The organism is Soonwooa buanensis (assembly GCF_900167905.1).
Classification (GTDB): Bacteria; Bacteroidota; Bacteroidia; order Flavobacteriales; family Weeksellaceae; genus Soonwooa; species Soonwooa buanensis.
Window position 1 is genome coordinate 71,206 of record NZ_FUYZ01000007.1, and the last position, 24,733, is coordinate 95,938.

Consider the following 24,733-nt stretch of genomic DNA (forward strand, 5'->3'; position numbering starts at 1 on the left):
CTAATTTTGTTGTTTGTAATGTTTTCTTGATTATAGAACGAAGGACTCTAAAATAATCTCGATACTTTATTGTTTTGATTTTCGCAGAAATATAAATTGTATTTAAAATATCTCGTTTATAATGCGTTATGATTATCAATCTAATAAATTGTAAAAATATTTGTTTAAAGTTTTGCTTAATTAAATATTAAGTTATACATTTACCACGCCTTAGAAAAGCAGTAGTGCTAAACAAAGGCAATAAATTTTTTTTCATCATTTGTGTTTTTAGAATCGTATCTCTGATACGATTCTTTTTTTATGCCTCATAGTAGAGTAGAAGGTAGATGAAGTAACTATATGTAACGCTTCCATCTTGTCGATTTGTCTTTAAAAATAGATCATTAGTCCAGCCGAAAGCATCACCTAGTACACTTTTATTTTTTTTCCTAAAAACGATTTCGTTGGCTCTGTCTCTCTTCATTTTTTTAGAATATCTTTTTAAAATAAATTCCACCCACTTTGGGTCAGAAGCCAGAATGTTTGACAGAATGTTTTTCAAGGCAAAAAGGTTTGCAGAATATTCTAATTCTGGTTTTTCAGAATAAATGCAATTTAGAAATCCAATAAAACTAGCTTCCTGTTCTCTAGCATAACCCAGCTGATGCGCTGCTTCATGCGATAATGTAAAAGCCTTGTTGCTATCGGGCAAATTGGCATCATATTGTGCTTCTGCTGTAAAAGGATTGTAATAGCCTAAAATGCCCGTTAAGCTCATTATTTCACCAAATAAACTTGGCTTTATAGAAATAATATTTGTTGGTGTTTTGGTGTTGAATTTTGTTGGTATTTTGGCTTGTGTTAAAATGAGTTCAGATTTAATCTTATCAAGGTTTTCGATTTGATAAATACCGTTTTTGTCTTCATTAAGATGTTCTCTGTTTTTAATACAAAATTCTAGATATTTTATAGATAAGGTTTTTAGTTTTTCGATTGAGATTTTATCGTCTGGATTAACTTTAATAATCGGTTTTTGAAAATACATCATTCCCCAAAACATTTGATAAACGAAGTAGATTATATTTAAGAATATTAAAACTTTTACTAGCTGAGATTTTATTCCTTTTTTAAAAATGAAATAAATAATAGTTGCAATCCATAATCCTAAAACCACATACAAAATATCACCAACTGAAAAATTGAGGCTACTAAATATTTTTTGATGTGCTGTTTTTTGCCATTCATAAAATTTTGCAAAAAAATCGATTGCTATTGTCGATTTTGATAGTAGGTAAAAAACAAAAATTTGGGCAAACCAAAGGCCTGCCCAAATTAATATTTTCTTTTTTTGAGACAATTTAGTGTCCGCTACTTTCATTTGATTCTGTAAGTTCAACGCCTTGTTTCTTTAGAATTTTAGGTGTAATATAACCAAAAATTGCTAGATATAAAAAGCAAAGCGCAGGGATAATGTAAGAGAAATGTGTGTAAGTCATTCCCATGATACCGCCATGTCCAGAAGGACCATTGTCAATATCGCAAATTGCACCTTGTACTAATGGGATAATACCGCCACCCAAAATCATCATAATAAGGAAAGATGATGCTTTACCAGTGTTTTTGCCAAGTCCTGCAATTGCTAAATCGAAAATTGCTGGCCACATAATTGAACAGAAAAGTCCTCCAGAGATCAAGAAATATTTTGCAATATTTTTGTCTGGATAGAAAAGTCCACATATCATCATAATAATACCTGCAACACCAAAAATCATAAGTGTTTTTCCAGCGTTTTTTCCACCAATAAAACTGATAAAAATAAATATTGCAATCCAAATAGGATAGATGTAGAATGAAGTTACATCTTTACCACTCATATTATTTGCGAAAATAATAATCCCAAATGCTATGAACGGAACAACGATTTTTAAAAGTAAATTAAGAGCTTTTGAAGTGTTAAAAACGTTGATTCCGCCATTCCAACGTCCAATCATAAGACTTCCCCAATATAGAGAGACAAACGGCGCAATATTGTTTTCTAAAACACTTCCGAATTCGCGAGTATGCAGTAGGGCAGGTAGATTACTAATGATACTAACTTCCACACCAACGTACAAAAAGATGGCAATCATACCCAAAACAAGTTGAGGGTATTTTGTAATTCTAAACTTCTCCGAACCTTCGTCAATTAACTTTTCTTCTTCTTTTGCAGGATCTTCAATTTTTGAAAATAACATGAAAATCGCTACCAAAATAAATGCGATTCCTAAAATTACAAAAGGCATTTTAACCGTACTAAGTTTCCCTTTTACGAATTCTTTTGGATAAAGCGTGTTAGCTGCTTCTTTTTTGGTGTCATCAAGTTGTTTAGAATATTGATTAACAAGTTCGTCTGATAGATTTTTGTTAACTTCTAGAGTCGCAAGTCCAGCATTTAATTTACTGATTTGATTATTGACTTTGGTTTCAGTCGCAGTTTTTTCGGCGCTGTCAACGTGTGAGTCTTTTCCGAGATCAAGTATATTAGTCTCTAACTCAGTTTTTAGAGTTTTGTATTCGTACACTAAAGTTTCGGTTTTGCTAAGATTTGCAGGAAGAGGTTCGCTTTTATTACCAGTTCCAAACAATGCAATACCAACGATAATTGGTCCTATTGTCGTTCCGAGAGAGTTAATTCCGCCAGCTAAAGTCAAACGGTGCGCGCCAGTGCTTGCGCTTCCCATTTTAATCGCTAAAGGGTTGGCAACAATTTGCTGTACCGAAAATCCTAATCCAACAACAAACAAAGCCATTAAGAAAAACCAGAAATTGGCTGTGGCTGCAGCTGGGAAAAACAAAAATGCACCAATTGCGGAAATGCTCAATCCAACGGCAAGTGTTTTTTTGTAACCAAATTTTTGTAAAATATCACTTTTAAGGGAAATGATGAAAAATATTACGGATCCAACAAAATAGGCGGCGTAGAAGGCCCAAGCGACCAGTTGCGACTGTAATTGTGATAATACAAACCATTTTTTGAAAACGGGAATCAGGATGTCATTACTCGCTGCTACAAATCCCCAGAAGAAGAATACAATAACCAAGGACAAAAACTGTGACCACTTGGTTTGTTCGTTATGTTGACTCATTTAATAAAAATATGTTAAACAAATATAATTATTTATTAATAAGATAATACTTGTTTAAAACATTTTTAATTTCCTCATACACAACGGATTTTAATTCCGTCATTGATAAGTTGGGTTCGTAGATACCATTAAAATAGGCTTTCGCGCATCCAGGATAACCTTTTTTATTGTTAAAAGGAAACATTTCTTTGAGACCAACAAATGTGAAAGCCGCGATAGAAAACTTATGTTTTGTAGCTAAAATAAAAGCGCCATCTTTAAAATTATCCAAAATAATAGACGTGTCATCTGGCACACCACCTTCGGGGAAGATGACAATACTGCAACCTTCTTGCATTTTTTCGGCACAACGACGATAAACATCAGCACGACTTCTGGCGCTGCTTCGATCAACCATCACACAAATTCTTTTATAAATGGTTCCGAAAATCGGAATCTTTACCAACTCTTTTTTACCAACGAAACAAAGCGGATGATTTGGTAACAAAATCAGCATCAACATAATATCCATAATCGAGGTGTGGTTGGATACAAATACATATTGTTGATTTCTGTTGAGATTTTGCTTAGAAAGATTAATGCGTTTATAACTCATACCCATGCCATAATACATGCAATATGCCCACATACGGATAAAGAAATAACAATATCTGTAATGACTTTTTCTAAAAGAAAGGATATAGACTGGGATTCCCCAAAGTATGGTGAATATAAGTCCGATGATTACCATCCAAACACGCCAAAGTATATTAAGAATTGCTGTCATTTTAATTATCCATTAAAGATCACTTTCTTTTTGATGCTGTAGTTAAGTACAGAAACTGTTACAATTGCAGCAATTTTACTAATCATTTCTGGAGAGAAAGTGAAAATCTTGATGCTAAAATAACTCGTAAAGACGTAATGGAAAAATATTTGGAATAAGGTTAAACTTAATATAGTTGATATAAAAGATACAATCATAAAATACATAAACTCACGACGTTTGGAGTGTTTTCCTCTTTCAAAAACAAACCAAATACTCAAGAAATAATTAGTAATAATACCACAACAAGTTGATAAGATGTTACTCAAAGGATATTTTATGCCGTAAAGATTATATTCCCAAGTTGCAATTTTGGGGATGTTAACGCTAAATAGTTTGAAGCTGCCGATTTCTACAATGGCGCTTAAACCTCCAGCGATGATAAAAAACAAAACCTGTTTTTGTTTTAAAAGTAAATCTTTCATTTGGTGCAAATTTAAACTTTTAATGTTAAAATATTAAAACAGTTTTTTTAAGATTATGAGAACCAAAAATTATGTATTTATCAGGCTTTTATAAAATCTTATAAGCTTAAACCTAATAGAATTGCGGTAAAATAAACGAAAATAACGATGAAATCTAGAAATATTGAATGATTTATTATTTAGAAAAACATTAAAATATTTAAAATAATATTAAAAAATGTTATTTTATTTTGGTATTAATTCTAAAAATGTATCTTTATTCTAAGAATAACGCATTTGAAGTGTGTGTGCTGTTTTTCACTTATTTGTATGTTGTTCTTCGATATTTTTAACACAATACAATACAAATATATTATGAAAAAGCGTCCAAGTTATCGAAAATTTCAGCCTCAGTTGAAAAAAATTGAGGAGCTTGAAAAGAATAATTCGACTTTTAAAAGAATCTATTCTGAGTACGAACTAATGTCCGACGAACTGTGGGAAATAGAAAATGACGAGAAAAATTCGGTGCCGGATGATTTTATTAATGCTATACAATTGCAAACCGAATATCTCGAAGAAGAGATTAATAATTGGCTGACGAATATCACGCCAAGAGATAATGATGCCTAATATATTATTTACAGAATAATTTCCTACTTTTACAGGCCTAATTTATTTATAAAAAATATGATTGCAATTGTAGATGGAGGTTCTACTAAATGCGATTGGGTTATCCTAGAACATGATGGTAAAGAGGTCTTTAAGACAGAAACCATCGGTTTTAATCCCAATATTATCTCACCAGAACTTATTGCGCCCGAAGTCGAAAATAACAAAGCTTTGATGTCTGTTGCTAACGATATCAAACATGTGTTTTTTTATGGCTCTGGTTGTGGCGTGCAAAAAAATAGAGAAATTGTCCAAAGAGAACTTAATAAAGTTTTCAAAAATGCTTACGTAACAGCAAAGGAAGATCTTGTAGCAGCAGCTTACGCAGCTTATCGAGGTCATCCTGAGATTGTATGTATTCTGGGGACAGGTTCTAATTCTTGTTATTTTGATGGAGAAAAACTAAGGACAGAATTGCCGTCTTTGGGTTTCTTAATAGGAGACGAAGGTAGCGGCAGCTCACTTGGAAAGCAACTCGTGCGTCATTTCTTTATGAAAAAATTACCACCAGATTTACACAATCAGTTTGCGGAAATCTATCAGCTTAACATCGAAGATTTGTTACAAAATATGTATCACAATCCTCGCGTTAATGCCTATTTTGCCGATTTCACAAGATTTATTGTTGATCGCAAAACGCATCCATATTTTCAACAATTTGTATATAAAGAACTTAGAAACTTTTTAGAATTTCAGGTTCTTCCTTATAAAGAATGTCGCAGTAGCGAACTCAACTTCATCGGATCGATCGCTTATTTTTTCGAAGATATTTTGAGAGCTGCCGCAGCAGAATTTCATTTCACGGTGGGTGATATTGTACAACGACCAATAGAAAGTCTTGTTAACTACCACCGCGACTATATTTTACCAAAACTTTTACCCTAAGTTTTGCGTTTATCAATTATTGTAGAAGGGAATTTTTTAATTAATTAAAAAAATTAGTATGCCGAAACAAAATCAAAAAGATTTAAATGCTTTTAACAAAGCTGCTTTAGATTATCATAAAGCCGAACCAAAAGGAAAAATTGAAGTTGTACCATCTAAACCACACTCGTCTCAAAGAGATTTGAGCTTGGCATATTCGCCGGGTGTTGCTGTGCCTTGTATGGAAATTTACAACAATCCGCAAACAGTGTACGACTACACAGCAAAAGGAAATTTGGTGGCAGTTATTTCTAACGGAACTGCAGTTCTTGGGCTTGGAGACATTGGTGCGGAAGCATCAAAACCAGTTATGGAAGGTAAAGGTCTTCTTTTCAAAATATTTGCAGACATCAATGTTTTTGATATTGAGATTGACGAAAAAGATCCAGATAAATTCATTGAAATTGTAAAAGGAATTGCGCCAACTTTCGGTGGAATTAACCTCGAAGATATTAAAGCGCCAGAAGCTTTCTATATCGAACAAAGATTAAAGGAAGAGCTTAATATTCCTTTGATGCACGACGACCAACATGGTACGGCGATTATTTCTGCGGCGGCCTTAATCAACGCTTTAGAAATTGCAGATAAAAAAATTGATGAAGTTAAAGTTGTTGTTAATGGCGCAGGTGCCGCGGCAATCGCTTGTACTAAATTATATATCGCATTGGGACTTTCTAAAGAAAATGTCTTGATGTGTGACTCAAAAGGTGTTATCAATCATAAAAGAACAAATTTAACGCCTGAAAAAATCGATTTCATTGCCGAAACTGATATTGAAACCTTAGAAGATGCACTAAAAGGTGCTGATGTTTTTGTTGGTTTATCAAAAGGAAATGTGATGTCGCCAGAGATGTTGTTAAGCATGGCAGACAATCCAATTGTTTTTGCATTGGCAAATCCAGATCCAGAAATCGATTACAACTTAGCGGTTGAGACCAGAAAAGATGTTATTCTGGCTACAGGACGAAGCGATTTTCCTAATCAGGTGAACAACGTTTTGGGCTTCCCATATATTTTCCGTGGCGCTTTGGATGTACAAGCAACAGGCATTAACGAAGCGATGAAGTTGGCGGCGGTTCGTGCATTAGCAGCTTTAGCGAAGGAGCAAGTTCCGGAAGTTGTGAAGTTGGCTTATAATATTAAGCAATTGCATTTTGGAAGAGATTATTTTATTCCAAAACCTTTTGATAGTCGACTTTTAACACGAGTTTCTATGGCAGTTGCAAAAGCTGCGATGGAAAGCGGTATTGCGAAAAGTCCAATTACGGATTTTGAAGAATACGAAAATAATTTGCTAGATCGTATGGGACGTGACGAGCGTCTAATCCGTATGATGCAGAGTCGCGCAAAGTCTAATCCGATGCGTGTAACTTTGGGGAATGCTGAAGAATATAATGTTTTGAAAGCTGCTCAAATTCTTTTGGAAGAAGGTATTGCAAAACCAATTTTGTTGGGTGAGAAGAAATTCATCAAACAACAAATGGAAAAATATAACATTAATATCGATGTACCGATTGTTGATCCAATGGATGATGATCAGGAAGAAAATCGTGTTAAATATCGCGAGACACTTTGGAAACTTCGTCAACGTAAAGGGATGAATGAGTACAAAGCGAAACTTTTTGTGCGTCAAAGAGATTATTTTGGACCTTTGATGTTGAAACATGGCGATACAGATGCGTTGATTGTTGGTTTTTCTAAAAATTATTCTTCGGTTTTAAAACCAATTTTAGAAGTTGTTGAAAAAGAAAAAGGCGTTGACAAAGTGGCTGCGATGATGATGATTTTAACAGAGAAAAAACCAATTTTCTTTGCTGATACGTCGATTAATCAAAATCCGACTGCTGAAGATTTGGTGAATATTGCTAAAATGTCAGAAATGACGGTTAAAACTTTTGCTATTGAACCAAGAATTGCAATGTTGTCGTTTGAGAATTTTGCAGCAATTTCTGAAACTTCGAAAAAAGTGGCAAAAGCGGTTTCTATTCTGCATGAGAAATTCCCGAAAATGATTGTTGATGGCGAGATACAACCAGATTTTGCTATGAATAGTGATCATTTAAGCGATTATCCGTTCTCAAAATTGGGTACAGAACCAGCAAATGTTTTTGTATTTCCAAACTTAGAAAGCGCGAATTTATCATATAAAATTATTCGTGGGATGAAGATGGCGCAAGTTGTAGGTCCAATTTTAATGGGACTAAAACAGCCAGTGCATGTACTACAAATGCGCTCTAGCGTTGACGAAATTGTGAATTTGGCGACAATTGCAGTTTTGGATGCACAAAGAAGACAAGTGAAATAAGAATTAATTATTTTCAAAAAATAGATAAAGCGGGACTTCGGTTTCGCTTTTTTTATTAAGAATTTTTATCAATTTTAACAAGATTTTTTAATTCTCGTTTCGAATTAATATATTAGCAAATTGTTAATTAGATTATGATTTATTCATTAAAAGGAATAGTGGAGGAGTTAACGCCGACTTATGCCGTAATAGACGTCAATGGCGTTGGTTATTATGTTGGTATTAGCTTACAAACTTCGCAAATGTTGAAGCTTGGTATACACCACAAACTTTATATACAACAGATTATTCGAGAAGATGCCCATTTGCTGTTCGGCTTTAACACACTTTTGGAAAAAGAAATGTTCAATCTCTTAATTAGTGTTAATGGTGTAGGTGCAATTTCGGCACTTATCCTTTTGTCATCGTTGACCTTAGAAGAGACCGCTTCTGCAATCCAAAATGGACAAAGTGTTGTTTTACAAAAAGTGAAAGGCATCGGTACCAAAACTGCCGAACGTATTATCGTCGATCTTAAAGATAAGGTAGCCAAATTTGGGCTTTCGTCAGAAAATATTTCTCAATTCGTAGATAATAAAGTTAAAGATGAGGCGTTAACTGCTTTAGAGGTTTTAGGTATTTCTAAAAAAATGTCGGAGAAGATTGCAGATCGCATTCAGAAGAAAAATCCAGAAGTTTCGGTGGAAGAACTGGTAAAAGAAATTTTAAAAAACATTTAACATTTTTTGTGTTTTAGATAATACAGATGTAAAAAGAGAAGATAGTGAGGAGAGAGTTTTACTTTAAAAAGATTTTTGCATTGTTGTTGGTTTTAGTTGGGTGCATACAAGCTATTGCACAAGAAAAACCAAATGACAGTGTCAATATCAAAAATCATTTCAATTTAGCAAGTCCTATTCGATACGAGGCATTCTATGATGTCAAAGAAGGGATTTATTATTTGTATCCAAAGATTGGAAATACGACGGTTGGTAATCCGTTGGTGATGACATTTGATCAATATCGTAACTATATGTTGCAAAATCAATTGAAGTCTTATTTCCAAGAAAAATCGGATAACAACAATTTAGCAAACCGAAAAGATCAAGCTGATGCTAAGAAGAAAGGTCTTTTGCCAAGCATCACAATCCGAAATAAAATTTTTGAAAACATTTTCGGAAGTAACAAAATTGAGTTAATTCCTCAAGGTTATGCGTCTTTTGACTTGGGTGTTCTTTTGCAAAAAATTGACAATCCACTAATCTTACCACAAAACCGAAACAATTTCACAATTAACATTCAGCAAAGAATGCAGTTGGGATTGACGGGGAAAGTTGGTGAGAATTTGCAGTTAAAAGCCAATTACGATACCCAAAGTGGTTTTGCATTCGAGAACAGAATGAACTTGATGTGGCAAGCAAAAGGATCTTGGAAGGATTTGCAATCTAAAGGTCTTGATGATAAAACGACTGGTGGTGAAGATAAAGTCATCAAAAAAGTAGAGTTTGGTAACGTTAGTATGCCGCTTTCTACCAGTTTGATTCGTGGCGCGCAATCGCTTTTCGGTCTTAAGACAGATTTCCAGTTGGGTAAGACGACTGGTACTTTTGTGTTTTCGCAACAACAAGGTGAAGCTCGTAATATCGTTGTACAAGGTGGTGGAGCAATTAGCACATTTAAAGTTAACGCTTATGATTATGAAGATAATCAACATTACTTTTTAGGACATTATTTTTATGATAATTATGACAAAACGCTATTAACATATCCAACACTTAGCACAAGAATTAATGTAACAAGACTCGAAGTTTGGGTTTTGGATCAAGGTTCTGCTAATCTTCAGGATCAAAAAAGTATTGTAGGTATCCGAGATTTGGGAGATGGTGCAGGTGCTTATCCAAACAATTCGCAGAATGGATTATATAATGCGGTTACAGGTTTAGGAGCAGGCTTGCGTGATGTTGGGACAGCTTATAATACTATTAATGGACAAAACTTACCTAATGCGCAAGGCGGTACAGAGCCTTATATTGATGGTGAGCAATTTATTTTTAATAGAAAAGCAAAACGATTAAATCCAGGTGAGTACAAATTCAATCCACAATTAGGTTATATCTCATTAAACCAAAGATTAAATGACAACCAATTCTTAGCGGTTTCATACTCGTATACAATTGCAGGTTCGGATCAAGTTTATAAAGTCGGAGAATTTTCAGAAGAAAGTTCTGTTCTTGTAACTAAAATGTTGAAGTCAAATACCATGGTGAAAACAACGTCGCCAATGTGGGATTTGATGATGAAGAACATTTATCCGATGAATGCTAACCAAATTCAGCAAGAGAATTTCTTATTGAATGTCTACTACCGCGATAATTCTTCTGGAGGTAAGGTTAACTATTTGCCAGGTATCACAACGCCAGATAACAACTTATTGAAAACCGTTAACTGGGATCGATTAAATCTAAACAATGACGTCCAAGCAGAGAATGGTGTTTTTGGTGATGGTATTTTTGACTTTGTGCCAGGTCTTACGATTGAGCCTGAGCAAGGAAAAGTGATTTTTACTAAAGTTCAACCTTTTGGTAAAACAATGTCGGATCTTATAGAAAGTCTTCCTAATAGTAATAGTATTGATGCTAAACAATATGTTTATACCGACCTATATACCAAATTAAAAGAAACAGCCAAGCAAAGTAACCTAGCGCAACGATACACAATTGAAGGTCGTTACAAAGGCGCACAAGGTCAAGGGATCTCGATGGGTGCTATTAACGTACCGCAAGGATCAGTACGTGTTACAGCTAATGGTGTACAATTGACGGAAGGTGTCGATTATACTGTAGATTATATGTTGGGTACGGTAACGATTATTAACGAACAAGTTAAGCAATCTGGACAAGCCATTAACATTTCTATGGAAAACCAAATGACGTTTAATACCCAAAGAAAACGTTTCTTAGGATTAAATTTAGAACGTCGTTTTAATGATCATTTGACTGTTGGTGCAACCGTTGTTAACTATGCAGAAAGACCTTTAACTCAAAAAGTGAACTTCGGTCAAGAAGCGGTTAATAATACGATGGCAGGTTTCAATATTTTGTATAATAACGAACTTCCATTCCTAACAAGATTAACGGATAAAATTCCGTTTATCAATACAGAAGCGCCTTCTAATTTAAACTTTAAAGCAGAAGCTGCTTATTTAATTCCAGGTCAAAATAAAGGAACTAACGACCAATCTTATATTGATGATTTTGAACAAACAACTTCAAAAATTTCATTAAAAGAGCCGAGTTTATGGAGTATTGCTTCTAAACCTGAACTTAATAAAACAGATCCAATTTTTGCAAATGCAGGATTGAATGATGATACTGAAAATGGTTACGGTAGAGGTTTGACATCTTGGTATAACATTGACCCGAGATTCTACGGCGTTGGTGGTAAAGCACCAAACGGTATTAATGCACAAGTGTTATCAAATCACCGTTCGCGTCGTGTTATGATGTCCGAATTGTACAACGAAAGAGATTTTGTAGCTGGAGAACAAACCATGTTGACAACTTTTGACGTGAGTTTTTACCCAGCGCAAAGAGGTCCTTATAATGTGAATCTGTTAGATGAAGCAGCTAACCAACGTTGGGGAGGTTTGATGAGATCAATCGGTGTATCTAACTTTGTTAATTCGAATATCGAATATGTTGAGTTTTGGATGATGGATCCTTATGCGGATGGTAATAATCTAGGAAATGATCCAAAATTATTATTACAATTGGGTAACGTATCAGAAGATGTTCTTAAAGATGGTAAACTTCTTTACGAAAACGGAATGCCAACTGCTTCTAACCCTACACAAACAACAAGCTCTAAATGGGGAAATCAGCCAACACAATTCCCTATTCTATATGCTTTCTCGACAGAAGGTGATGAGAGAACGCAACAAGATTTAGGTTACGACGGTCTTAATGACGAAGCTGAATCTTCGAAGTTTGGCGTGTCATTTAATAACCCAGTGACCAATGAGTTGGATCCAGCATCGGATAACTTTGTATTCTATATGTCGGATAAATTCCAAGGGACATTGGCTTCTTCTCTTATTGATCGTTATCGTTATTTCCGTAATCCACAAGGTAACTCGCAGGCTAATACTTTAGAAGTTGCTACGCAGTTACCAGATGCGGAAGATGTTAATAGAGACTATAACTTAGACCAAAGTGAAGATTATAATCAATATACAATTGACTTAGCAAAAGATAAATTAGTTCTTGATGGGACAAACAAAATTGTTGACATCAAAGAAGTGAATGTTAAGTTTGAAAACGGTCAAAACTCAAAAGTTAAATGGTATTTGTTCAGAATTCCAGTTTCTCAATTTGATGATAAATCTTTAGGAGGAAATGCTGATGCAGCAATTCTTAATAACGTGAGATTTGCCAGAATGATCCTTAAAGGTTTTGAACAAACTTCTACTTTAAGATTCGGTACGTTTGATTTAGTAAGATCAGATTGGAGAAAATATACAAATAGATTAGCATATAACGATAAAGATGATGATCCTAACGAAGGGCAGACAATTACCAATGTTAGTACCTTTGATGTAGGAAGTGTTAATCTTGAAGAAAATGCTTTAGGAAAACCGCCTTATGTATTGCCTCCAGGTATCGATAGACAAGTGTTAAGTGGTAACGCTGGTGCACAAAGACAAAATGAATCTTCGCTTTACATGAAGGTTAATAATTTGGGAAGAGAAGCAAGAGGTGTATTCAAAAATACAAATCTTGATATGCGTCGTTACAAAAAACTAGAATTGTTTGTACACGCGGAAGATCTTAAAAATGTAATGAATACAAGTGTTGATCCAGATGCTAAATTCTTCATTCGTTTTGGATCAGATGCTACGGATAACTATTACGAGTACGAAGCTTCATTAAAATATACAGCGCAAAATGCAACGTCGCCATTAGATATTTGGCCAACAGAAAACCAAGTTAATCTAGCGATTGAAGAATTTGTTAATGCGAAAATGAAGCGTGACGAATACATGAAAGAAAATCCTGATTTCAAACCAGATGTACGTTATCAATATCTAGATTACAAACCAGATGGTGATAATAAAAAAATCTTTGTCAAAGGTCGTCCGAGTTTAGGGAACGTAACTAATATTTTGATAGGTGTTAGAAATAACAATGGTGCTGGTTCTAACAGAGGAATGATGGCTGGGCAACAAAAAGACTTAATCCTTTGGGTTAACGAGATTCGCCTTTCCGAAATCGAAAATAAAGGTGGTTATGCAGGTAACGCTTCCCTTAACTTTAACTTAGGAGACTTTGCTTTAGTTAATGCCAATGCAGCTTATTCATCAGTTGGATTTGGAGCAATTGACCAAAAACCTTCAGAAAGAGCGCAGTCATCTAATTCGACATTTAGTATTAATACAACGGTTAATGTAGACAAATTCCTTCCTGAAAAAGTTGGTATGAAGATTCCGCTTAATTACTCGTATACACAAACGATCGAAGATCCTAAATATAATCCGCTTGATAATGATGTGGAGTTGACAAAATCGCCTAACGAAGCTGATCTTAAAAAAGTGGTTAGAACATACAGTCAACAACGTAGTATTGGTGTGGTTAACATGCGTAAAGAACGTATGAATCCTAACAAAAAACCAAAATTCTATGATGTAGAAAACTTGTCTTTAACAACGATTTATAACGATGATTACTTCCGCGACATCTACACAAAACGTAATTACAGACAATACTTAAAAGGATCGATTGAGTATAATTATAACTTCAAACCATTTGTATTACGTCCATTTAACAAAATGATTAGCGATACTGCGAAGTCTTACAAATATTTGAGATGGATAAAAGAAGTTAACTTCAATCCGGTGCCGACGAGATTGTCTTTCAGAACAATGTTGGACAGAAATTATAACGAGTTAGAGTTTAGAAATATTGATGCATTAATAAATGGAAATATTGATAATTCTAATACGATTCGTAACCGTACATTCTACTTCGGATGGCAGTATAGTTTAGGATTTAATTTCACTAAATCTTTAAAGATGGAAATTAACTCTGAAACCAGAACCTTGAATGATAATCTATCAGTTTACGATATGAATACAAGTAGTATTTTCGGAAATCCTTTCAGAGCGGGACGTCCGGTACAATACAATCATAGAGTACAACTTAATTATCGTTTGCCGTTTGAGTATTTACCATATTTGGATTTCATTAATGCAGAATTGGGTTACAGCTTCCAATATAACTGGAATGCAAGATCATCAGCACTTCGTAACTTCCAAAATCCTGAAACAGGCGTTATCGAAAGTCTTGGTAATGTTGGTCAAAATACCAACACGATTTTGGCGACATCGACAGTTGATGTACCGAAGTTTTTAGGTAAGTTTAAATACTTCCAAAAGATAACGGAAACTATGTCTAAGAGAAGACAAGAGATTGACTCACTTAACAATGTCTATTCTCAAAACTTCTTGAAGAAAGGTAAAAAGAAAGAATTCAAAGCTTATAAGTTTAAAAATAAGTTGTCGCCTTTCCAAGCGGTTGCTTATGCATTAACATCGATCAAGCAGTTGGATGTTAATTATAATGAGAACAATGGTATTGTGTTACCAGGTCTATTGTCGGCCCCTAACTTCTATGGTGTTGGACAAACGCTTGGTGGACCAACTATTGGATTCTTGTTAGGATCTCAGGCTGATATTCGTCGTCTTGCAATCGAAAGATCTTGGATTTCGAGATCAGACTATATGACGGATGCTTATACAGAGATGACGACGCGTAACTTGACTGCGAATCTACAAGTGATGCCAGTTAATGATTTCAGAATCGATTTCAATGTGTTGCAAAACTACTCGCGTAACTTTATGCAGACTGGTTTCAATGTCAATCCAGATCCTGCTTTCTCATTCGGTTCAGAGATGATAACACACTCGAGTACGGCTTGGACATTTGGTACAGCCTTTACAGACGGTGCTGCACTTTATGATAAGATTAAAGAAAATGCAAGACTTATTTCTCAAGAATTAGGAGGCGCAGCAACTGCTACAGGTTATGCGGACGGTTATGACATTTCAAACGCTTATGTTTTAATTCCTGCTTTCAAAGCGGCGGTAGAAGGTAAGTCACCGAAACAATTAGGTAGCGTTAGAAAATCTGGCTTCCCACTTCCAAACTGGAAATTAACTTATAGCGGACTTAAGAACCTTCCGATTGTTAATAGTCAGTTCTCGAAGTTTGATGTGTTACACAGTTATTCATCGACTTATACGATGGCAGGTGTACAATCAAATATCGATTACTTTAACAGAAAATCAGCTGGCGAAAGAGATGTTAATGGCAACTATATTAATCCATATACTTTCTCACAAGTAGGATATGTTGAGGCTTTCTCTCCGCTTATTGGTATTGATGTGACGATGCGTAACAACATGCAGTTCCGTGCATCGTATAACAGAGACAGAGCTTATATGTTAGGTTTGATAAATCATACTTTAACAGAAGACATGGGAACTGAGTATGTTATCGGTTACGGTTATATTCTTAAAGATTTAAAACTGAAAATCAACTTTAAAGGAAGACCTCGAGATATCAAGAGTGATCTTAACATAAGAGCAGATTTAGCTTTAAGAGATAATAAAACAAGAATCACAAATATTTTAATTGACGATTCGCAAGTAACGGGAGGACAAAAGTTATTGACATTAAAATTATCAGCAGATTATAATATGTCACAAAACTTTAACCTGAAATTCTTCTACGACCAAATGGTTACAAAGTATAAGATTTCAACAGCCTTCCCGCTGTCAACAGTTAGAGCAGGTCTTACCGCAACATTCACATTTGGTGGAGCAGGAGGAGGCTTCTAATGATAAATTAAAATAAAAAAACGCATTAGTATTTCTAATGCGTTTTTTTATGAATATTAAAGATGAGGTAACTATTATTTAGATTACTTATATTTTTAAAATTAAGTTGTGGCATATCGAAAATCTAATTAAATTTGTATCAAACAATAAATCGTAATGAATACACCAGCAGAACTAAAGTACACGAAAGACCACGAGTGGGTAAAATTTGAAGATAACGTAGCAACAATCGGGATTACAGATTTTGCACAAAGCGAATTAGGAGACATCGTATTTGTAGATGTCGACACTGTAGATGATGACTTAGCTGCAGGTGACGTATTCGGAAGCGTAGAAGCTGTAAAAACTGTTTCTGACCTTTTCTTACCAGTTGATGGTACAGTTATCGAGTTCAACGAAAAATTAGAAGACGAACCAGAATTGCTTAACTCAGATCCATACGGAGATGGTTGGATCATCAAGTTACAACTAAAAGACGGAGCAGATCTTTCTACATTATTATCAGCAGAAGATTATCAAGCAATCGTTGGATAAATATCGCAACATATTTAGAAAATATATAATGCCCATTTATTGGGCATTTCTTACGTATATGCTACTTCGACCAGGCATCGAAAACAAAGAGTATTCATTCATGTTTCCTGGCATCGATAAGGTTTTACATTTTAGCATTTTTGGATTTTTAGGCTTTTGCATTTTGGTTTCCTTTCCGAATATCAAAAAATCCACTTACATACTAATAGGTTTAAGTTACGCATTACTCACCGAAATTTTACAAGAAGTTATGGGCTTCGGTCGATCGCTAGAGATTTTAGACTTATTTGCAGACATGGCAGGTTTCAGCTTAGCTATTTTCGTTTACAACCAAATTTCTAAACGACTTCCTTAATTTCTATTTTTCCTATTTCGGGCAATCCTCGCACCATGCTGAATCTTTACTAGCTCGGTCGGGCTGTCCGCTGTATCTTGGACGCTTCGCTCGGTCGTCTATGTTACGTTGCTCCTTCGTCGCGCCGCAACACCGTCGCCTCGCTCCGCTCCAAGGATGCCGCTTCCATCCCTATTGCGGATGGTGGATAATAATAAGATTTACGATTTCCAAATTTCAAATTTAAAACATCGTAGAAAGCAAAATTGGTTGAACTTAATCAAGTTTAACAAGATGATTAGTGACAGCCGGAAAAGATGCCATGAAAATTATCAGTTCCCTAAATTGTAACATAAAAGAATGCTAAATTTGATTAAAATATCAAGAATGTCGCATCATTTACTTTTAATATTTCACTTGTTAGGCGCATGCATTTGGGTTGGTGGACATTTGATTTTGTCCTTCGGAATTTTGCCTGAAGTTTTGAAGAAAAAAGATCCCGAAATTCTCCTCAATTTTGAACGAAAATATGAGAAAATAGGAATTCCTGCTTTGCTTGTTATGGTGATTACGGGCGTTTGGATGTCGTATCAATTCGGGATTAAGTGGGATAATTGGTTTCATTTTTCCAATCCTTTGGAAACGGCGATTTCCATAAAATTGGGTTTTCTTCTCGTAACCATTTTGTTTGCACTGAGTGCTAACTTCCTCGTTTTACCCAAACTTTCTGCGAAAACACTTCCATTGATGGCTTTCCATGTGATTTCGGTGACATTATTGGGCATTGGTTTTTTGTTGGTAGGGAGTTTTATTCGGTATGGTGGAATTTCCTTTTAAAAAATAAAATGTCACTAATTTTTGAAGTGTACTTTTTTAAATATGATTATTTGAAAAATATTATATTTATCTAAATATTAAGTTGATGCAGAAGATTGGATATGAAAAAAGTGAACTAAGGAGTTTTGTGATGCAACTTTTGTCTGACAAAATTAAAAAGCTAGAAAACTTCATAGATTTTACCATAGAAGCAAGTCGCGATATCAAGAAAACGCCAAAGTATGACAGTATTCGTGAGGAAGCTCAAGAAGAGATTTATCAATTGCAAAAGCAATTAGCGGGTTTTTATGATATGCAAAAATCTATGGCGAAAGTTGTTAATTCTGAGTCCGAAAAAGTGAGACTGGGCGCTTTGGTGATTACGAATAAAGCACGTTTTTATATTTCGATATCGTTGGGCGAATTTTTCTATGACGGTGACCGATTTTATGCCATTTCGGAGGAGAGTCCTTTGGCGCAAAAAATGTTAGGTTTGACTGTTGGTAGCGAGTTTACACTTAATAAAATCCATCAAAAAATAGTAGAGATTATTTAATTAAATGAAGACAATTCTAGAAACTTCTCGCTTTTTTCTTCGTGAATTAAATACCAATGATGCCGAATCTTTTTTTGCTTTAAATGCTAATCCAAATGTCCTGAAGTATACTGGTGATAAAGCTTTTAATCATATTGATGACGCACGAGATTTTCTGCAAAACTATAAAGAATACGAAAAATACGGTTTTGGAAGATGGGCAATTATTTCTAAATCTAATCAAGAGTTTGTAGGTTGGTGCGGACTGAAATTTCATCCCGAAACTGATGAAGTTGATCTTGGATTTAGGATTTTTGAAGAATTTTGGAATCAAGGTATCGCTACCGAAACTGCTAAAGCTTGTCTTGATTATGGATTTTCTGTTTTAAAACTTCAAAATATTATAGGTCGTGCGATGTCAGAAAATAAGGCATCGATTTCCGTTTTAGAAAAATGTGGAATGCAGTTTTCGAAGAATATTTTATTAGATGGGCAAAAAGCTGTTCAGTATTCTATTTCTAAAACTTAATTCTTGAATCCATAAATCTATTCGTATTTTTACCGCATGGAAAATGCAAAGATTTTAAAACATATTATCGAAGAAAGACGCAGTGTTTTTCCGAAAGATTATACCGATACGCCAATCCCAGAGCATATTTTAGAAGAAGTTCTTAATGCTTCGGTTTTGGCACCTAATCATAAAAAGACAAAACCTTGGCGCTTCAAAGTTTTTAGAAATGAGGACAAACAACAACTTGGCGAAGAGTTGCAATCTATCTATAAAACGATAACGCCACCGCAAACTTTCCTTGAAAAGAAATATCAAGATATTGGTTTCAAAATTAGTAAAGCCAATATTGTAATCTCAATCGTTTGTGAGTTCAGTGGACTTGTTCCTGATTGGGAAGAGATTGCTGCAACAGCGATGGCAGTTCAAAATATGTATTTAACCTGTACAGCTAATAGAGTTGGTTGTTATTGGAGTTCGCCAGCGTTGGTTAATCATCTTGAAAATTCTTTAAAAATCGAAGAAAACCAAAAATGTTTGGGACTTTTCTATATGGGAAGTTTGACTTAATTTTAAAATAGTTTCGATATTTAATTTTCAAATAAAAAGAAATTACTATCTTTGCACACTATTAAAATTTAACCGGGACGTGATCCCAAAAATTAAAACAATATGTCAGTAAAAATTAGATTACAAAGACACGGTAAAAAAGGGAAACCTTTCTTCCACATCGTAATTGCAGATTCAAGAGCGAAAAGAGATGGTAAATTCATCGAAAAAATCGGAATCTACAACCCAGTTACTAACCCTGCAACTATCGAATTAAACGTTGATGCTGCTGTTAAGTGGTTAAACAACGGTGCTCAGCCTACTGACACTGCAAGAGCTATCCTTTCTTACAAAGGTGCTATGTACAAAAAACACTTACAAGGTGGTGTTGCTAAAGGTGCTTTTGACGAAGCTGAAGCTGAGAAGAGATTCGCTGCTTGGGTTGATGCAAAAGAAGCTAAAGTACAAGGTAAGGTTGATGGTTTAGCAACTGCTAAAGCTGATGCTAAAAAAGCTGCTTTGGAAGCTGAGGTTAAAGTAAACGAAGCTAGAGTAGCTGCTGCTGTACAAGCTGAGGCTGATGCTAAAGCTGCTGAAGAAGCTGCTAATGCTCCTGCTGAAGAAACTACAGAAGCTCCTGCTGAAGGAGAAGCTGCTGCTGAAGAAAACACTGAAGCTTAAGAATCCCAAATTATGCGTAAAGAAGACTGTTATTTATTAGGAAGAATTACGCGTAAGCACGGATTGGCTGGTCACGTGATCCTAAAATTGGACACCGATCAACCTGAACTTTACAATAAATTGGAATCAATATTCGTTGAAATCAACGGATTATTGGTTCCTTTTTTTATTGAAAAAACATCTTGGAGCAAGTCCGACGCGCTTAATATTTTACTTAAAAATATTACCGAATCGCTTGCTGATCAAGTTCTTGGGAAAGATGTCTATCTTCCACTTTCTACTTTGCCGCCACTTTCGGGCAAGCAATTCTATTACCACGAAATTGTCGGTTTCGAAATCCATGAAGAGGACGGAAAAACCTGTGGTATCATTCAGTCTGTTAACGACCAAACAGCGCAACATTATTTTATGTTAAGATTAGCGGACAAAGATGTTGTTATTCCGATTATTAAAGATTGGATTTTGGAAGTTAATCGCGACGAAAAATTTATCAAAATGCAGTTGCCAGAAGGTCTTATGGATGTTTTCCTTGGCGAGCACAAAAAGGATGAGTAGTTCTTGTTAGCAAAGTTCGTCTTTCAAAGCATTAATTTTTCGTTTCATTTTATTAAAAAACAGCGCACGATCGCGATTTCCAGCATTATTCAAGGATTTTGAATTTTTTATTTGGTGTTCAAAATAACTTTTGGCATCGTCAGAAGTCACTTTGTCGTTGGTCATAATGTAACCAAACATACTAAACGGAACAAAGTAAGCGTTCTCCGCTTCGTTGGTGAATAATATGCTATTGTTAAGGATGACAAGTTCGTTGATGTAGATTTCAAAATTTTTGTTGTCGGCGATTTTTGATTCTAAACGTTCAAATAACAATTCTAAATCTTCCAAGATTAATTCTCCCTCTTTCGATGAGATCATTCCAATTTCAAAATAGAACTTTATCTGTTGGAGAATACTCGAAATGCTGCTTTCGTTCCAGATTTCGGTAACTTCCTGTTGTTCATAAAGTTCTTCTAAAGCTTTGTTACTTTCAGAATAATATTTAAAATCAAAATTTTTAAACTTGGTTAAAAACTTGTCTTGATTAAGAAGATTCATCCAAACATAAAACTTAAATTTCGACAAAACGGAATCCGAAATCGTATAAAAAAATGGAATGTCTTTCGCCGAATAATAGACTTTAGCTTGCTGATTTTTGTTTTTAAAACTTGATAAAATCTTTAAAGAATTATCAAAATAATTAAGCAAATCCTCCGATGACTTGACAGGTTGTGTGCGTTGTACAACCAACTGATTGGGCGTTCCGACAAATTGATCTAAAGAAATTTGATAATATCTTGCCAATTCTACCGCTTCTTCCAAACTGAATTTTGACTTTAACGAACTTCTTCGATGTGCAGCATCATAACTAATATTAAGGATGTTTGCAAGTTCATCGTTAAGGGATTTATCACCGATTTTTTTTCGGATTTCTCGAAGTAAAGCTTCCTGATACATCTTTTTGTGATTTTCACAAATTTAATAAAAATCTTAAATGTTTTACGCATAGACAATCTTCTATTCTGCCTCTAATTTTGAAATAGAATTTTAAAAATTAGAATTATGAAAACCTATTTTTTTATACTAATCGCAATGTTTACAAGCTTGACAGTTTTTGGTCAAGAGCAAACAACTTCGGAAAGTGGAACTTCAAAAATAATTGCATTCACACCATTGTCTTCTAACATTAGTGAAGTCAATGGACTTGCGGTCGGCATCGGCATCGACGGTGATTTTAATCCGAAATCAAAGAAATTTCAAACGATTAATGGATTAAATCTCGATGTTAATCCGCTTGGGTTTTTGATTTTTTGTTTTTACGATTCATCAAAGGCTCAAAATACGATGACAAAAGCACAAATTAATGGACTAAGTCTCTCGCTGGCTGGTAATCTAAGAGATGTGAGCAATAATGGTGTTGGCATCTCGATGTACAATTACGGTATGGATATGAATGGCGCTTTCGTGAGTTTTTTTGCTAATGATGTTGAAGAATTAAATGGATTTGGTGTTTCGATTTTCGGAAATCACGCAAGCAACGGAAGAGGGCTTTTTGTTGGCGGTTATAACTCCGCTGATGATTTCAAAGGGATGCAAATTGGTGTTTATAATCATATGAATACAGGTTTCGGAATCCAGATTGGCTTGGTTAATATTTCTAAATCAACTTCGGGTTTACAATTAGGTTTTTGGAACCGAAACGGAAAACGTACAATGCCATTTATAAATTTTTAAAACAGGAATCATGAAAAATATACCATACTTATTGATTGCGTTTCGATTTTTGTGCGCACCAATTATATTAGTTTTAGCATTTTATTTAAAAATAGAAGCACGAATTCCGATTTTGATTTTAATGTATTTAGGATTGTTTTCCGATATATTTGACGGGATTATTGCGAGAAAAGCTGGTGTTGCTTCAGAGAAATTAAGACGATTGGACAGTCAGACCGATTTGGTGTTTTGGTTGTCGATCGGTGTTGCCACGTATTTACTCTTTCCAGAATTAATTAAACAAAACAAAGTTCCGATTATCTTAATCTTTGTAATGGAAGCTTTATGTTACATCATAAGTTTTGCAAAATTCGGTAAGGAAACTTGTACGCACGCTTTTCTGTCCAAAATGTGGGGACTGAGTCTGCTGCTTGCCTTTACCAGTTTGTTAGGTTTTGAGTATGCTGGTTGGGCTTTCAGAACAAGCGTTGTTTTGGGCTTGATCTCACATTTGGATGTGATTTTAATTATTCTGATACTTCCAAAATGGCAACATGATATCCCAAGTTGCTATCACGCATGGCGAATTCGTCATGGAAAATCCATTAAAAAGAATATTTACTTCAATAGTTAATAGGCTAAAACTGTTTAAATTTCATAACTTTGCAGACATTAATTTTTGATAATGAAAAAGCAAACAATTAAAGATCTTTTAACAGATTACAAGAAAGTTTTACATCACGACATTACAGTTTACGGTTGGGTTAGAGCATTCCGTTCTAATCGTTTTATAGCACTTAACGACGGATCAACGATCAATAATTTACAAGTGGTCGTAGACTTCGAAAATTTTGATGAAAACATTATCAAAAATATCAATACGGCAGCCTCTCTTAAAGTAACTGGTGAAGTTGTAGAAAGTCAAGGTGCTGGTCAAACAGTAGAATTAATTGCGAAAAAAATTACAATTCTTGGTGATAACTTTACCGAAGAATTGCAGTCGACGATTCTTCAACCTAAAAAACATAGTTTAGAAAAATTGCGTGAGCAAGCACATCTTAGATTCAGAACCAATCTTTTTGGAGCGGTTTTCAGAGTTAGAAGTGCAGTGAGTTTTGCAATTCACCAATATTTTAATCAAAATCAATTCTTCTACATCAACACGCCAATTGTTACAGGTGCCGATGCAGAAGGCGCTGGCGAAATGTTTGGCGTGACTAATTTTGATTTAAACAACATTCCGCGTAACGAAGAGGGCGAAATCGATTACACGCAAGATTTCTTTGGTAGAAAAACCAATTTAACAGTTTCTGGACAGTTGGAAGGCGAAACTGCGGCGATGGGATTGGGACGTATTTATACATTTGGTCCTACTTTCCGTGCAGAAAATTCTAACACAACGCGTCACTTGGCGGAGTTCTGGATGATCGAGCCCGAAGTTGCTTTCAACAATTTGGAGGACAACATCGACTTGGCTGAGGATTTCCTAAAATATGTGATCAACTATTGTTTAGAAAATTGTAAAGACGATTTAGAATTTTTGGATAAGCGTTTTGAGGAAGAGCAAAAAACAAAACCAGAAAAAGAAAGAGCAAAAGAAGGTCTTATCGAGAAGCTTCAAAACGTTGTTGCTAAGCGTTTCAAAAGAGTTTCTTATACCGAAGCAATCGATATTTTGTTAAATTCAAAAGAGAATAAAAAAGGAAAATTTGCTTATCCAATCGAAGCTTGGGGAGCAGATTTGCAATCGGAGCACGAGCGTTTCTTAGTAGAGAAGCATTTCGAAAGTCCAGTTGTATTGTTCGATTATCCGAAAGATATCAAGGCATTCTATATGAAGCTGAACGAAGATAACAAAACCGTTGCTGCGATGGACGTATTGTTCCCAGGGATTGGCGAAATTATCGGTGGATCCGAAAGAGAAGCGCGTCTAGATGTTCTTAAACAAAAAATGGAAGAAATGCACGTTGACGAGCACGAGCTTTGGTGGTACCTAGATACGCGTAAATTCGGGTCTGTGCCACACGCAGGATTTGGTTTAGGACTAGAAAGATTGGTGCTTTTCGTGACAGGTATGACCAATATCCGTGACGTAATTCCTTTCCCAAGAACGCCAAAAAGTGCAGAATTTTAGACTTTTTTAAAAGTACAAATCATAAAAACCGCCTTTCAAAATTTTTTGAAAGGCGGTTTTATTTTTTAGGAGCAATTGATTTCATCGAAAAGGCTTTATATTTTTTTTTGGAAGCTTTTTGACTACGTCGATTGCCTTTAGGAGCAATTCCCGCTCTCGGCTATATCTTTAGGCTTGTCGCTCGGACGGCTCCGCTTGCGCTCCGCCGCCTCACTCCAACCCCAAAGGATGCCGCCTCCATCGGGGCTAGGGATTCTCAACACAAATAAGCCTTTCAGGGTTCAAAACCCTTAAAGGCTTTTGTA

General features: G+C 35.1%; 21 protein-coding genes. 16 read left to right on the plus strand and 5 right to left on the minus strand.

Translation table 11 applies throughout. The annotated features are described in order from the left end of the window. Positions 1-298: 298 nt before the first annotated feature. Genes B5X62_RS10515 through B5X62_RS10535 form a run of 4 tightly spaced genes read right to left on the minus strand, consistent with a single transcriptional unit; the run spans position 299 to position 4,334 of the window. The gene (locus B5X62_RS10515) at positions 299-1,357 is read right to left on the minus strand and encodes a DUF3810 domain-containing protein (RefSeq protein ID WP_079667386.1); all 1,059 of its coding nucleotides are present in this window, start codon (positions 1,355-1,357) and stop codon (positions 299-301) included. Beyond that, the gene (locus B5X62_RS15680; protein ID WP_245797182.1) at positions 1,338-3,104 is read right to left on the minus strand and encodes an MFS transporter; all 1,767 of its coding nucleotides are present in this window, start codon (positions 3,102-3,104) and stop codon (positions 1,338-1,340) included. Before B5X62_RS15680 ends, B5X62_RS10515 begins: the two co-directional genes overlap by 20 nt. Before the next feature lie 28 nt (positions 3,105-3,132). Beyond that, on the minus strand, positions 3,133-3,870 hold the full coding sequence (locus B5X62_RS10530; protein WP_079667387.1) for a lysophospholipid acyltransferase family protein: 738 nt from the start codon (positions 3,868-3,870) through the stop codon (positions 3,133-3,135). Positions 3,871-3,875: 5 nt separating this feature from the next. After that, complete coding sequence (locus tag B5X62_RS10535) at positions 3,876-4,334, minus strand: GtrA family protein (RefSeq protein ID WP_079667388.1); 459 nt, start codon at positions 4,332-4,334, stop codon at positions 3,876-3,878. Between the two features lie 354 nt (positions 4,335-4,688). On the opposite strand from B5X62_RS10535, the gene B5X62_RS10540 reads away from it, so the two are divergent. From B5X62_RS10540 to rimM, 13 genes are all read left to right on the plus strand, one after another. Next, positions 4,689-4,946, plus strand: a complete 258-nt coding sequence (locus tag B5X62_RS10540) for a hypothetical protein (protein WP_079667466.1) — start codon at positions 4,689-4,691, stop codon at positions 4,944-4,946. Positions 4,947-5,003: 57 nt separating this feature from the next. Next, the gene (locus tag B5X62_RS10545) at positions 5,004-5,870 is read left to right on the plus strand and encodes an ATPase (protein ID WP_079667389.1); all 867 of its coding nucleotides are present in this window, start codon (positions 5,004-5,006) and stop codon (positions 5,868-5,870) included. A gap of 58 nt (positions 5,871-5,928) precedes the next feature. Beyond that, a complete protein-coding gene (locus B5X62_RS10550) occupies positions 5,929-8,214 on the plus strand; it encodes an NADP-dependent malic enzyme (RefSeq protein WP_079667390.1) in 2,286 nt (761 codons plus the stop codon). Positions 8,215-8,348: 134 nt separating this feature from the next. Then, entirely contained in the window at positions 8,349-8,933 is a 585-nt protein-coding gene (gene ruvA, locus B5X62_RS10555) for a Holliday junction branch migration protein RuvA (protein WP_079667391.1), read from the plus strand. An 80-nt stretch (positions 8,934-9,013) separates the two neighbouring features. Beyond that, positions 9,014-16,087, plus strand: a complete 7,074-nt coding sequence (sov, locus tag B5X62_RS10560; RefSeq protein WP_449441360.1) for a T9SS outer membrane translocon Sov/SprA — start codon at positions 9,014-9,016, stop codon at positions 16,085-16,087. Between the two features lie 156 nt (positions 16,088-16,243). Next, entirely contained in the window at positions 16,244-16,621 is a 378-nt protein-coding gene (gene gcvH / locus B5X62_RS10565; RefSeq protein WP_079667393.1) for a glycine cleavage system protein GcvH, read from the plus strand. Further along, positions 16,614-16,976, plus strand: a complete 363-nt coding sequence (locus tag B5X62_RS10570) for a VanZ family protein (protein ID WP_394333306.1) — start codon at positions 16,614-16,616, stop codon at positions 16,974-16,976. Before gcvH ends, B5X62_RS10570 begins: the two co-directional genes overlap by 8 nt. Positions 16,977-17,342: 366 nt before the next feature. Next, entirely contained in the window at positions 17,343-17,792 is a 450-nt protein-coding gene (locus B5X62_RS10575) for a CopD family protein (RefSeq protein WP_079667395.1), read from the plus strand. 85 nt (positions 17,793-17,877) lie between these two features. After that, positions 17,878-18,327, plus strand: coding sequence for a hypothetical protein (locus B5X62_RS10580; protein WP_079667396.1), 450 nt, complete (start codon positions 17,878-17,880; stop codon positions 18,325-18,327). A gap of 4 nt (positions 18,328-18,331) precedes the next feature. Next, complete coding sequence (locus tag B5X62_RS10585; protein WP_079667397.1) at positions 18,332-18,835, plus strand: GNAT family N-acetyltransferase; 504 nt, start codon at positions 18,332-18,334, stop codon at positions 18,833-18,835. 36 nt (positions 18,836-18,871) lie between these two features. After that, entirely contained in the window at positions 18,872-19,384 is a 513-nt protein-coding gene (locus B5X62_RS10590) for a nitroreductase family protein (protein ID WP_079667398.1), read from the plus strand. Positions 19,385-19,486: 102 nt separating this feature from the next. Then, positions 19,487-20,044 (plus strand): 30S ribosomal protein S16, encoded by a 558-nt coding sequence (locus B5X62_RS10595; protein ID WP_079667399.1) that lies wholly within the window; start codon positions 19,487-19,489, stop codon positions 20,042-20,044. Between the two features lie 12 nt (positions 20,045-20,056). After that, positions 20,057-20,599 (plus strand): ribosome maturation factor RimM, encoded by a 543-nt coding sequence (rimM, locus tag B5X62_RS10600; RefSeq protein ID WP_079667400.1) that lies wholly within the window; start codon positions 20,057-20,059, stop codon positions 20,597-20,599. 6 nt (positions 20,600-20,605) lie between these two features. Here rimM and B5X62_RS10605 read toward each other — a convergent pair whose 3' ends face one another. Then, positions 20,606-21,538 (minus strand): helix-turn-helix domain-containing protein, encoded by a 933-nt coding sequence (locus B5X62_RS10605; RefSeq protein WP_079667401.1) that lies wholly within the window; start codon positions 21,536-21,538, stop codon positions 20,606-20,608. A gap of 105 nt (positions 21,539-21,643) precedes the next feature. On the opposite strand from B5X62_RS10605, the gene B5X62_RS10610 reads away from it, so the two are divergent. Genes B5X62_RS10610 through asnS form a run of 3 tightly spaced genes read left to right on the plus strand, consistent with a single transcriptional unit; the run spans position 21,644 to position 24,428 of the window. Beyond that, positions 21,644-22,315 carry an LA_2272 family surface repeat-containing protein gene (locus B5X62_RS10610; RefSeq protein WP_079667402.1) on the plus strand — a complete coding sequence of 224 codons (672 nt, stop codon included), beginning with the start codon at positions 21,644-21,646 and terminating at the stop codon, positions 22,313-22,315. Positions 22,316-22,325: 10 nt separating this feature from the next. After that, positions 22,326-22,928, plus strand: a complete 603-nt coding sequence (locus B5X62_RS10615) for a CDP-alcohol phosphatidyltransferase family protein (protein ID WP_079667403.1) — start codon at positions 22,326-22,328, stop codon at positions 22,926-22,928. A gap of 51 nt (positions 22,929-22,979) precedes the next feature. Further along, positions 22,980-24,428, plus strand: a complete 1,449-nt coding sequence (gene asnS, locus B5X62_RS10620; RefSeq protein ID WP_079667404.1) for an asparagine--tRNA ligase — start codon at positions 22,980-22,982, stop codon at positions 24,426-24,428. The last annotated feature ends 305 nt before the right edge of the window (positions 24,429-24,733 follow it).